An 11732-nucleotide genomic window follows, 5' to 3' on the forward strand; every position below is an offset into this window, starting at 1 on the left:
GCCCTTTGCTGCCGGACGGCAATGGGGGCAGGGCCCTTTGGAGTCTCCAGGGGGCGAACCAGAACATCAGAGACCTTTCGGCCTGGATTCTGACCAGGCCGGACCAGGGCCGCCCGCCATCTGGAGGCTTGGCGCCCGCCGGTCAGGGGACATCCCTCGGGCCTTCGGGCCCCCCGGTCATACTGGATGCCGGAGGATCCCCATGCCTTACCGGAAACCCTGCGGCAGCGTCCTAGAGGCCATCGGCAACACGCCGCTGGTCCGGCTGCGGCGCGTCGTCGCAGACCTGCCGGTGGAGGTCTTCGCCAAGCTCGAGTTCATGAACCCGATGGGCAGCAGCAAGGACCGCATCGCGAAGTACATGATCGAGGCCGCCGAGCGCGATGGCCGCTTGAAGCCTGGCGACCTGATCATCGAGAACTCCTCGGGCAACACGGCCATGGGCATGGCCCTCATGGCCATCCAGAAGGGCTACCGCCTGAAGGTGGTAGTGCGGGACACCATCTCGCAGGAGAAGCTGAATCAACTGCTGGCCCTGGGCGTCGAGGTGCAGAAGGCCGACACCAGCCTGCCCCCGGAGCATCCCGAGAGCTACAACAACCTGGCGCCCAAGCTGGCCCGGGAGACGCCTGGCTGCTACTTTCCCGACCAGCATGGCAACTGCGAGAACAACGCCGCCCACTACCACGGCACGGGCCCCGAGATCTGGGCGCAGATGGAGGGTCGGATCGACTATCTGGTGGCCGGGGCCGGCACCGGCGGCACCATCGGTGGCGTGGGCCGCTACCTGAAGGAGCTGGATCCGCACATCAGGGTGATCGCCGTGGATCCGGTGGGCTCGGTCTTCTCGCCCCACTTCCATGGCGAGCAGAACCCGGTGGCGGGCCCCTACAAGATCGAAGGCCTCGGCGACGAGTTCCTCATCCCCACCATGGAGTTCGGTGTGCTGGATGACATGCTGCAGGTCACGGACCGCCAGGCCTTCCACCACGCCCGCCGGCTAGTCCGCGAAGAGGGTATCCTCGGCGGCGGGTCCAGCGGTGCCGCCCTGTGGGCGGTGCGGGAGGTGGCGAAGAACCTGCCGTCCCTGGACCGCCCCGCCCGCATCGTCACCGTGTTCCCGGATGGCGCGGGCCGTTACCTCAGCAGCATCTTCAATGATGGCTGGCTCACCGAGCGCGGCCTGCTCGAGCCTGAGGCATGAGCTTCTCCGGCACCTACCTCGAGGCCATCCGCCAGGCGCTGTTCGACGCCATGGAGGCTGATCCCCGTGTGTGCTGCCTGGGCGAAGACATCGGCGCCTATGGCGGCGCCTTCCGGGCCACGGAGGGCCTGCTGGCGCGCTTCGGCGCGGACCGGGTGATCGATACGCCCATCGCCGAGCAGGCCATCGCCGGTTCGGCCATCGGCCTCGCCCTCATGGGCCAGCGGCCCGTGGCGGAGTTCCAATTCATGGACTTCGCGCTGCTGGCTTCGGACTTGATGGTGAACTTCGCGGCCAAGGCCCACTGGCGCTGGGGCCCCTCGGTGCCCGCGGTCTTCCGGGGGCCCTCCGGCGGTGGCAATGGGGGCGGGCCCTTTCACAGCCAGAACCCCGAGGGGCACTTCCTGGGCAGCCCGGGCCTAAAGGTCGTCGCGCCGGGCACGGTGCGCGATGCCTATGCCCTGCTGCGGGCGGCCATCGAGGATCCGGATCCCGTGATGGTCTTCGAGCACAAGCACCTCTACCGGAGGCTCAGGGACCAATGGGACGAACCCCCCACGGCCCGGCTCGGAGAGGCGGCCCTGCGCAAGGATGGTGCCTCGGCCTGCATCATCACCTACGGGGCGGCCCAACAGGTGGCCCTGGCGGCCGTGGCAGACCTGGATGTGGCCGTGCTGGACCTGCGCACCCTCTGGCCCCTCGACGACGAGACCATCGCCGCCCTGGCCAAGCGCACCCACCGGGTGCTGGTGCTCACGGAGGCCAGCCGCACCTACGGACCTGGGGCGGAACTGGCGGCACGCGTTAGCGAGACTTGCTTCCCTTGGCTCGATGCACCGGTGCTTAGGGTCGGGGCCGCAGACACGCCCACGCCGGCCAGCCCGCCCCTGGAAGCTGCCGCCCTGCCCAGCGTCGAGCGCGTGCGCTCGGAGCTGGACCGCCTGCTGGCCTGGTGAGGGATGAGTCTGCGCGCCCTGGTCCTGCTCCTGGCCTGCACGCTCCTACCGGCCGCCCCGAAGGCCATCTGGGTCTGGGAGGCCGAGACCCTGCGCCTCCTGGATGACCGGGCCTACGAAGCCCGTGTCACGGGCCTGCTGCGGGCCCAGGGCTTTCGTACGCTGTTCCTGTTCGCTGACGACTACCGCAACCGCAACGCCATCTTGACCAAGCGGGCGGCCTACCGAGGCCTCATCGGCCGGCTCCATGCGGCGGGCTTCCGCGTCGAGGCGCTGCTGGGCTCGTACCCCATGACCACCTGGGAGTGCCTGCTGCCTGAGCAGGACCAGACCGCCCGCGCCATGATGCAGCACCTCCTCGACTACAACGCCGCAGCCGAGACCGGGGAACGCCTGGACGGCGTCCACCTGGACATCGAGCCCCATGCCCTGGATTCCTGGAACGATGACACGCGTGTCGCCCTGTCGCGGATGTTCCTTGCTCGATCCCGTGACTGGGTGGCCATGGCCCGTCTGGCGGGAAAGGACTTCCTTGTGGGCGCGGCGATCCCCTTCTGGTACGACGGATTCACCGTGGCGTGGGAGGGCGTCACCAAGCCCCTGAACGCCCACCTGCAGGACCTCTACGATTACGTGGCGGTCATGGACTACCGGAACCGGGCAGAGGGTCCCGACGGCATCATCGCCCATGCCCGCGAGGAGATCGCCTATGGCACGGCGCATGGCAAGGTCGTGCTCCTGGGGCTCGAAACCGGCGAAGCCCAGCCCCCGAAAGTGACCTTCCGGAACCGAGGCGCGGCGGCGCTGACCCGCGAGATGGCGGCCACAGAGAAGGCCTTCGCCCGCGAGAAGGGCTTCAGGGGCTTCGCCATCCACCACCTGGGAACCTGGCTGGAGTTGGTCGAGGCCTCCGCTCCTGCCACCCCCGCTTCCGGGCAGCCCTGACATGCCTCCCCACCTCCGGCGCTTCGCCGCCGCCCTCCTCGTGCTCGCCATCTGCGGCTGGGTGCTGAGCGAGGCACCAACCCAGGAGGGCAGCGCCCATGATGGAGGACTCCAGGCCTCCCGGGAGCTCCAGGAGAAGACTCGGGCTCTGGTGGGGGCCGGGCGCTATGCCGAGGCCCTGCCCCTGACCCGCGAGCTGCACGAGGCCTATCCCAGCAACCACATCTACCTCAGCCGCCTCGCCGACATCCACGAGCACCTGGGCCAGTGGCCGGAGTGCGCCGCCGCCTGGGAGGCCTACCTGAAGGTCTCCCCCACGCCCTGGGAGGCCTTCCCCGCCCTCGGGGATGCCTACCAGAAAATGGGCCTGCCCAAAGCGGCCCTCGAGGCCTTCGCCCGCTGGCCGGAGCTTCAGCCGGACAACCCTGAGGCGACCTACTTCCATGGCCGGGCCTACGAGCGCCAACAACAGTTCCAGAAGGCCCGGTCCATCTACAAGCAGGGGCTCAAGCAGCACCCCGACAGCACCGACCTCCGGGTCGGATTTGCGCGGATGACCCTCTTCACGGGCAGCGCTGCGGAAGCCCGGCGCATGGCAGAGGAGGCCGTGAAGCGATCCCCGACCTCCGTGGATGCGCGGCTGATCCTGGGCATGGCCCTGCGCTCCGAGGGCAACCTGCCCGAAGCCCGCCGCCAGCTGGAGGCGGCCCGGACCATGAGCCCCGACTACCTGGATGTCCTGCAGGTACTGGGGGGCGTGGCGGAGCAGCAGGACGACCTGCCCGCAGCCCGCGCCGCCTACGGCCGCATCCTGCAGCTGGAGCCGGGGCATGCGGCCGCCCGGGCCCGGATGGCAGGCTTGCCGAAGGGAGGCAAGCCGTGACGCCCAGCCTTCGCCCCTGGGCCCGCGGGGCCTTCCTGCTGGTCATGGTCGCCTCGGCCACCGCCTGCCTGCTGGTGGACATCCCCTTCACCTACCAGGCCGTGGTGCGGGCTGGGCTCCTCCCCTGGCTGCCGACCGCCTTGCGGCTCCAGCCCTTGGCCCTGCTACTGGTCGTGGCGGCCAACGCCCTGGTGGACCGGCAGGCGCCCGGGTTCAGGCTTGCACCCTGGCGGGCCTGGTACCTAGGCATCACGGCACTCGTCGCCTTGGCGCTGGTCCCCGTGTCAGGCCTGAGCCAACTGGCGCCGGGATTCCCCGCCCGCCTGGGCACCCTGGCCTTCCTGGCGGCGGCCGGAACCTTGCTGGCCCTGGATCTGATCGAGACCCGGGCAGCCTGGCCCCAGCGCGAAGAGGGCTCGGACGATGCCCGCCGCCTCTTCGTGTCGGCCCTCCTCACGGCGGCGCTGGTCACCGTGACCTTCTTCGCCATCGGCCTGGGCCGCGCCCTGGCCTCCGGAACCGCCGTCCATCCCGGGGAGGCCGCCACAACTCTGATGTGGAGCTTCCTCGCGCACGGCCTGGTGCTCTCCATGGCGGCGGTGGCGCTTCTCGGGCTGCAGGCCGCGGCGGGCTTCTTCCCGCGGATCCACGCGGCGGAGTTCCTGCTCACCCTGCTGGCCCTCACGGCCACCGTCGCCGGCATCCTCCAGCTGGTGGTCTTCCCCGGCATCGCCTTCGCCGGCCCCTTCGCCTGGGCCGTGGCCCTGCTGCTGGGGTTCTGCGTGGCGGCCCTGCTGGCCCAGCTGGGGCTCGGGGCGCGCCCCGTGGGCAGCGCCCTGGAGGCCTTCCTCCGCCCCCTCCACCCGGTGCAGGTGAGCCGCTGGAGCGTGACGGCGGGCCTGCTTCTGGCCCTCGGCGTGGCCCTGCTGTTAGGGCTGAAGGTCTCGCGCTTCGACTGGAACCAGCTCTTCCAGCAGCTGGGCGCGATCCTCGTGGCGGTCCTGGTCTTCACGCCCATCTACCTGAGCCAGTCCACCACCCCCGGACCCCATTCCTGGTCGCCCCGGCTCTTCGCGGCTCCACTGGGGCTGCTGGCCCTGTTCCGGCTGTGGGGCACGCCCCTGCCGCAGCCGGCGAAGGACTGGCTCCCGCGGCCGGTGGCCCGGGCCGTGGAAGCGCACGCGGGCTTCGATGCCTCCGCCCGCCTGGTGGCCAACCTGTTGCGGCCCCACGCCGCCAGCGGGGAGTCCATCTACCGGATCCTCCTGGCCAACAGCAACATCCCCCATGCGGTGAAGGTCGATGCCAAGGACCTTCGCCTCGTCGATCCCCTGGTGCCCACGACCCTGGATCGGCCCGACATCTACATCTTCGTGGTGGACAGCCTGCGCCAGGACTACCTGGGAGCCTACAACCCGAAGGTGACCTTCACGCCGAACCTGGACCGCTTTGCGGCGGAGAGCACCGTGATTTCCAAAGCCTTCACCCGCTACGGCGCCACGGGCCTCTCGGAGCCCTCCATCTGGGTGGGCGGGCTGCTCCTGCACAAGCAGTACATTGTCCCCTTCCACCCGCTGAACACGCTCCAGAAGCTGGTGGAGGCCGACGGCTACCGGCCCTACCTGTCCATGGACTCCATCCTCGACGTGGTGGTGAAGCCCACGCCGGATCTCGTGCGACTGGATGCGGGCATCGGCACCGGGGACCTGCGCCTGGGGGCGACCTTGAAGGACCTCCAGGGCAAGCTGGACCAGGCCCCCGCGGATCGTCCCGTATTCGTCTACAGCCAGCCCCAGGATCTGCACATCTCCTCCATCAGCCGCGAGGGCAAGGACGTGCCAGGCGGGGGGGACTTCCCCGGCTTCTACGCGCCCTACGCCAGCCGCCTGCGACGCCTGGATGCCGAGTTCGGGGCCTTCATCCAGTATCTGAAGGACCGGGGCCGCTACGACCGAAGCCTGATCATCTTCACGGCGGACCACGGCGATTCGCTCGGGGAGGAAGGGCGCTTCGGCCACGCCTACACCCTGTTCCCCGAGATCATGAAGGTGCCCCTCCTCCTCCACGTGCCCGAGAAGCTCCGCGCGGGCCTGATCATGGATCCGAAGCAGCCCGCCTTCCTCACGGACCTCACGCCGACGCTCTACTACCTGCTGGGCCACCGCCCCCTGGCCTCTGATCCCGTCCTGGGACGCCCGCTCTGGACGCAGACGCAGGCCGAGCAGGACCGCGCCCGCCGGGACCACCACCTCATCGCCTCCAGCTACGGCGCCGTCTGGGGCATCCTCAGCGGCGACGGCAAGACCCTCTACGTCTCCGACGGCGTGAACTTCACCGACCACTGCTTCGACCTGGGCGCCGATCCTGGGGGAACCCGGATCACCGTCACACCTGAGTTGAAGCAGCGCTACGACCGGTTGATCCTCCAGGAGATCGACCACCTCAACACCTTCTACGCGTTCACCCCCGGAAAGGGATCTCCATGATGCCCATCGCCAGGATCCATGGACCCGTGCTGCTGCTCACGGCGGGCCTGGCCCTGTGGGGCCAGGAGGGCGTGGACGAGCTGTTCGCCAGGGCCCGCCGCCTCGCCTTCGACGGCAAGCGGGCCGAGGCCCTCGAGCTCTGCCGCACGGCCCTCCAGCGCAGCCCCGGCTACCACGACATCCGCATCCTGATGGGGCGCATCCACGCCTGGGAGGGGCGCTACGACGAGGGCCGCACTGAGCTCCAGCAGGTGCTGCGGGCCGAGCCCGGCCACCTGGACGGGCGCGTGGCCCTAGTGGACCTGGAGCTCTGGTCGGATCACCCGCGGGCCGCCCTCGCCCTCTGCGACGAGGGCTTGGCCCTGCATCCTGCCCAAGCCCTGCTGCTGTTCCGCAAGGCCCGGGCCCAGAAGGCCCTGGGTAACTACCCCGAGGCCCTCGAGACAGCCAAGCAGGCCCAGGCGGCGAACCCCGGGTTATACGAGGCCCGCCAGCTCATCGAAAACCTCGCCGAGCTCAGCCAGCGCTCGAAGGTGTCCCTGACCCAGACCTACGATCGCTTCGACCGCACCTTCGACCCCTGGCAGCTGACCTCCCTGGGCGCAACCCACCGCTTCGACGCCGGCTCCCTCATCGCCCGCGTCAACCGCGCCTCCCGCTTCGGCGACACGGGAAGCCAGGTCGAGGTGGATGCATATCCGCGCTGGAAGGACGGCACCTATTTCTACCTGAACGCCGGGTTCTCCGAGTCCGGCCTCTTCCCCCACCGCCGCTACGGCGGGGAGATCTACCAGTCCTTCGCCCGCGGCATCGAAGGCTCCCTCGGCTTCCGCCACCTGCGGTTCAGCGCCTCGACCGTCACGATCTACACGGGTTCGCTGGGGAAGTACTGGGGCGACTACCTCTTCACACTCAGAGCCAACGCCACGCCCAGCTCCATCGGCTCGTCGCAGTCGGGTTCGGCCTCCGTGCGGCGCTACTTCGGCGACGGCGAGAACCACTTGACCTTCAGCCTCGGCTCCGGGGTCTCGCCGGACCAGCCCAACCCCAACGCCGAGATCCTCAACCTGCGCTCCCGCAAGGCCAGTCTCGCCGCACAAGGCTGGATTCACCGGCGGCTCATCCTGTCGGGCAGCCTCGCCTACGAGAAGCAGGAACTCGGCCTGGGCGTCGAGCGCGCGCAGACGACCCTCGGCGCCGGCCTGGAGTGGCGGTTCTGATCACATCTGCGGCGGCGGAATCGGCCGGATCGCGCCCTTTGTTTGCTAACCTCTAGATTATGAGTAGGAAGTGGCCTGACCCCACCCGGGTCCTAGTCGTGGAGGATGACCAGGCAACCGCCCGGCTCATCCAGGCGCGCCTGGAGATGGAAGGCCTGAAGGTCTTCATGGCGCCCAACGGCGTTGAGGGGCTGGAGATCCTCCAACGTGAAGCCATCGACCTCGTCACCACGGACCTGATGATGCCCGCCATGAACGGCTTCCGCCTGGTCCAGGAGATCCGCGACCTGCCGCCGCCCAAGGGGCGCGTGCCCATCCTGCTGATCTCCAGCAACCAGAACGAGCAGGACATGATCCGCTGCCTGGCGGCCGGGGCCGACGACTACATGACCAAGCCCATCTCGGCGCAGGTCCTGGTGGAACGGCTCTGGCGGATGCATCAGCGCTCCTCCAGCGCGGGCTGAGGCGAACGATGCACCTGCCTCCGGCGCTGGTGCTCCAGGCATTGATCTGGGGGACGGTGGTCCTGGGGACCCTGGTGGCCGGACTGGTCCTCCTGGGCACGGGCATCCAGTTCCGCCAGGACCGGCAGAACCGACATCGCATCGCCCGCTACCAAGCCTGGGAGACGGATCTGGCTGCCTACCTCTTCAATGGTGAAGACACTCCCCGCCCCTTCCCCCGAATCGCGAAAGAGGACCGACAGCTCTTCCAGAAATTCCTCACCCGGTACCACGCCACCCTGGCCGGACGGGAGGCGGAGGGCCTGCGAGAGCTCTACCTGGGTCTGGGGGTGCACCAGTCCATCCCCAGGCGCCTGAAACACCGGCAGGCCACGGTCCGCGCCCAGGCCGCGCAGGAAGTGGGGATCTTCAAGCTGGAGGAGTATCTGGAGGCGGTCGTTCCCCTCCTGAACGACCCCGTGCCCTACGTAACCCACCTGGCCGCGCAGGCCCTGACGGGGAGCGGCGATCTCCGCTTCGCCAAGCCTGTGGTGGACTGGGTGTTGCGGGAGGAGCGCTACCAGCGGGAGCGGCTGCTGCGGGTGCTCGAGGGTTTCGGCCCGGACCTCCTCCCCTGGCTGGAAGCGCACCTGGCGCCGCCCCTCGCCGCTCCAGACCCCTGGGTCCTCTTCGCCCTGTTGGCGGGCTCGCATCGCCACCGCGAGAGTGAACCCCGGCTACTGGAGCTGCTCACGGAAGCCAACGTGGACCTACAGGCCTCCGCCCTGAAGGCGCTCGCGGCCCTGGCCGACCCCCTCACCTATCCCAAGGTGGAGCCCCTGGCCCGGCATGAGGCCTGGCCAGTCCGCGCCCAGGCCGCCAAGGCCCTCGGCCTGATCGGCGGCCCCGACGCCATCCCCGCCCTCATCGCCCTGACCAGCGATCCGATCTACGAGGTCCGCCGCAACGCCGCCCAGGGCATGGCCGACCTGGGTCATGCCGGAACCTCGGCGCTGACCTGGCTGGCGGAGGATCCCACGGCCGACCGGTTCGCCCGGGACATAGCCCGGGAGCGCCTGGAGTGGGCGGACGAGCGGGGGCACCAGTGAGCTTCCGGGGCTTCGTCACCGTCTTCATCGAGTGGGGCATCCTGGCCTACTTCCTGGCCCTCCACCTGACCCACCTGTCCCTGATCCTCCGGGCCTTCTTCTCGATCCGGCGCTACCTGGACGAAGTGGAAACGGACCGCCTGGACTCAGCCTTCGAAACCAGCCACTACAAGCCCATGACCCTCATCTGCCCCGCCTACAACGAGGAGGCGGGCGTGGTGCCCAGCGTGAACAGCCTTATCAGCCTGCGCTACCCGGAGTTCCAGGTGGTGGTGGTGAATGACGGCAGCAAGGACGCCACGCTGGAGAGGCTCATCGAGGCCTTCCGGCTGAAGCCTAGCCACCGGGTGCTCCGCCAGCTCCTGCCCACCCAGGAGGTCCGCGGCATCTACGAGAGCGCCTACGTGCCCAACCTCGTGGTGGTGGACAAAGCCAATGGCGGCAAGGCCGATGCCCTAAACTGCGGCATCAACCTCGCCCGCTATCCGCTGGTCTGCTGCATGGACGGGGACAGCCTCCTGGAGAATGACTCACTCCTCCGCATCGCCCGGCCCTTCATGGATCGCGCTGACCTCGTGGCCTCCGGTGGCGTGATCCGCCCCCTCAATGGTTGCAAGGTCACGGCCATGGGAATCCGCGGCATCCACCTGCCGGACTCCTGGCTCGCGCGCTTCCAGATCGTGGAGTATCTTCGGGCCTTCCTCTTCGGCCGGGTGGGTCTCGCCTCCCTGGACACCATGTTCATCGTGAGCGGAGCCTTCGGCGTGTTCCGCAAGGATCTGATCGTCCAGGCCGGCGGCTTCGAAACCGCAACCATCGGCGAGGATTTCGAGCTGGTCGTGCGCATGCACCGCTGCCTGCGTGAGTGGAAGCGGCCGTACCACATCACCCTCGTGCCCGACCCCGTCTGCTGGACCGAGGTGCCCGAGGACACCAAGGTCCTTGGGCGGCAGCGGAACCGCTGGCAGCGGGGCCTTCTTGAGACCCTCTGGAAGCACCGGCGGATGTGGTTCAATCCGAAATACGGACGCGTGGGCCTCTTCTCCATGCCCTACTTCATCTTCTTCGAAGCCCTGGCGCCGGTCGTCGAGGTCCTGGGCTACGTGGTGTTCGTGTGGTCGCTGTGGACCCACTCCATCAACAGCGCCTTCGCGATCCTCTTCATCTACGTGGCCCTCCTGCTGGGCGTGCTGAACTCCGTGGTGTCCGTGGTACTCCAGGAGATCAGCGGCCACCGGTACCAGGGGCTCAAGGCCTGGTCCCTGCTCCTGTTCACGGCCGTGGTCGAGAACTTCGGCTACCGCCAGATGACCGTGTGGTGGCGCCTCAAGGGCACCGTCGACTGGCTCCGGGGCAAGGAGGGCTGGGGCCAGATGAAGCGCAAGGGCATCGGCCCCCAGCCGCCGGCGACACCTCCCCCGGCTTGACGGTCCCCCCGGCTCCATTCATTCTTGACCTTCGATCTTTGGCAGTCCTAGAGCGTTATCCAGAAAGGTGGAGGGAAAGGCCCTGTGAAACCTTGGCAACCTGCGACAGCAAGGTGCCAACTCCTGCCCCCGGCGTGCCCGGGGGGAAGATACCGAACCGTCACAGACTGACCCGAACCCACCTGGATGCCGATCAAGCGACTGCTACCTTCCGGGCGCAGCCATGACTCCTTCTACCTTCCAGCAGGCCCTCGATGCCGGTGAGTGCTTCCTCTTCGACGGAAGCACCGCCACAGCTCTGCATGACCGTGGCATCACCCTGCAGCGGAGCTTCGAGGAGTGCAATGTCAAGTCACCGGACCTGCTGCTGGCCATCCATGGCGAGTTCCTCTCTGCGGGCGCCCAGGTGCTCACCACTAACACCTGGGGCGCGGGTCGGCTGAAGCTCGCGGCACGCGGGCTGGAGTCCCAGCTGGACGCCATCAACCGCGAGGGCGTGGCCCTGGCGAAGCAGGCCATCAAGCAGCAGGGTGCCCGGGCTTGGGTGGCGGGCTGCATCGGGCCCCTGGGCGTGCGCATCGAGCCCTGGGGGCCCACCTCCTTCGACGAGGCCCGCGCCCTCTTCCGCGAGCAGGCGGTGCCGCTACTGGAAGCCGGCGCCGATCTGTTCGTGCTTGAGGGCTTCGAAGACCTCAATGAGATCCACCAGGCCCTGCTGGCGGTCCAGGAGGTGGGCAAGCTCCCCGTCGTGGCCCTCATGACGACCAACGACGAGGGCCAGGCCCTCTTCGGCGCCGAGCCGGACTGGTTCATCAAGCAGCTCGATACCTGGGGTGCCGACATGGTGGGCCTCATCGGCGGGAACGGGCCCGCCCCGCACCTGCGCCTGCTGGAAAAGCTCAAGGCGGTGACGGCCAAACCCATCGTCCTCCAGCCCAATCCCGGCCTGCCCAACATGGTGGACGGCCGCCTGATCTACGGCGCCAGCCCCGAATACCTGGGCGGCTTCGCGGGCCGGGCGCTGGCGGCGGGGGCGCGGGCCGTGGGGGGGTGCAGCGG

The 11732-nt window shown here is 68.8% G+C and carries 10 protein-coding genes and 1 riboswitch; all 10 genes read left to right on the plus strand.

The window, feature by feature from the left end; genetic code table 11:
* Positions 1-202 precede the first annotated feature (202 nt).
* The gene (locus WAS25_RS14655; protein WP_422313405.1) at positions 203-1204 is read left to right on the plus strand and encodes a PLP-dependent cysteine synthase family protein; all 1002 of its coding nucleotides are present in this window, start codon (positions 203-205) and stop codon (positions 1202-1204) included.
* Positions 1201-2160, plus strand: a complete 960-nt coding sequence (locus WAS25_RS14660) for an alpha-ketoacid dehydrogenase subunit beta (RefSeq protein ID WP_422313407.1) — start codon at positions 1201-1203, stop codon at positions 2158-2160. The genes WAS25_RS14655 and WAS25_RS14660 overlap by 4 nt, the downstream gene beginning before the upstream one ends.
* A 3-nt stretch (positions 2161-2163) precedes the next feature.
* Complete coding sequence (locus WAS25_RS14665; protein ID WP_422313409.1) at positions 2164-3105, plus strand: hypothetical protein; 942 nt, start codon at positions 2164-2166, stop codon at positions 3103-3105.
* Position 3106: 1 nt separating this feature from the next.
* Positions 3107-3988, plus strand: a complete 882-nt coding sequence (locus WAS25_RS14670) for a tetratricopeptide repeat protein (RefSeq protein ID WP_422313411.1) — start codon at positions 3107-3109, stop codon at positions 3986-3988.
* A complete protein-coding gene (locus WAS25_RS14675) occupies positions 3985-6474 on the plus strand; it encodes a sulfatase-like hydrolase/transferase (RefSeq protein WP_422313413.1) in 2490 nt (829 codons plus the stop codon). Before WAS25_RS14670 ends, WAS25_RS14675 begins: the two co-directional genes overlap by 4 nt.
* Positions 6474-7694 carry a YaiO family outer membrane beta-barrel protein gene (locus WAS25_RS14680; RefSeq protein ID WP_422313415.1) on the plus strand — a complete coding sequence of 407 codons (1221 nt, stop codon included), beginning with the start codon at positions 6474-6476 and terminating at the stop codon, positions 7692-7694. Before WAS25_RS14675 ends, WAS25_RS14680 begins: the two co-directional genes overlap by 1 nt.
* 59 nt (positions 7695-7753) lie before the next feature.
* The gene (locus WAS25_RS14685; protein WP_422313417.1) at positions 7754-8158 is read left to right on the plus strand and encodes a response regulator transcription factor; all 405 of its coding nucleotides are present in this window, start codon (positions 7754-7756) and stop codon (positions 8156-8158) included.
* A gap of 8 nt (positions 8159-8166) precedes the next feature.
* Positions 8167-9246 (plus strand): HEAT repeat domain-containing protein, encoded by a 1080-nt coding sequence (locus WAS25_RS14690; protein WP_422313419.1) that lies wholly within the window; start codon positions 8167-8169, stop codon positions 9244-9246.
* Entirely contained in the window at positions 9243-10673 is a 1431-nt protein-coding gene (locus tag WAS25_RS14695; RefSeq protein ID WP_422313421.1) for a glycosyltransferase family 2 protein, read from the plus strand. The genes WAS25_RS14690 and WAS25_RS14695 overlap by 4 nt, the downstream gene beginning before the upstream one ends.
* 52 nt (positions 10674-10725) lie before the next feature.
* Positions 10726-10829: riboswitch (SAM riboswitch) on the plus strand.
* 67 nt (positions 10830-10896) lie between these two features.
* On the plus strand, positions 10897-11732 hold an 836-nt coding region (locus WAS25_RS14700), incomplete at its 3' end, for a homocysteine S-methyltransferase family protein (RefSeq protein WP_422313423.1).

The organism is Geothrix sp., assembly GCF_049292215.1.
Lineage (GTDB): Bacteria > Acidobacteriota > Holophagae > Holophagales > Holophagaceae > Geothrix.

What these genes read in the sequence shown, in the direction of transcription:
- WAS25_RS14655 (WP_422313405.1), top strand. Translation starts at nt 203, where the DNA reads ATGCCTTACCGGAAACCCTGCGGCAGCGTCCTAGAGGCCATCGGCAAC.
- WAS25_RS14660 (WP_422313407.1), top strand. Translation starts at nt 1,201, where the DNA reads ATGAGCTTCTCCGGCACCTACCTCGAGGCCATCCGCCAGGCGCTGTTC.
- WAS25_RS14665 (WP_422313409.1), top strand. Translation starts at nt 2,164, where the DNA reads ATGAGTCTGCGCGCCCTGGTCCTGCTCCTGGCCTGCACGCTCCTACCG.
- WAS25_RS14670 (WP_422313411.1), top strand. Translation starts at nt 3,107, where the DNA reads ATGCCTCCCCACCTCCGGCGCTTCGCCGCCGCCCTCCTCGTGCTCGCC.
- WAS25_RS14680 (WP_422313415.1), top strand. Translation starts at nt 6,474, where the DNA reads ATGCCCATCGCCAGGATCCATGGACCCGTGCTGCTGCTCACGGCGGGC.
- WAS25_RS14685 (WP_422313417.1), top strand. Translation starts at nt 7,754, where the DNA reads ATGAGTAGGAAGTGGCCTGACCCCACCCGGGTCCTAGTCGTGGAGGAT.
- WAS25_RS14690 (WP_422313419.1), top strand. Translation starts at nt 8,167, where the DNA reads ATGCACCTGCCTCCGGCGCTGGTGCTCCAGGCATTGATCTGGGGGACG.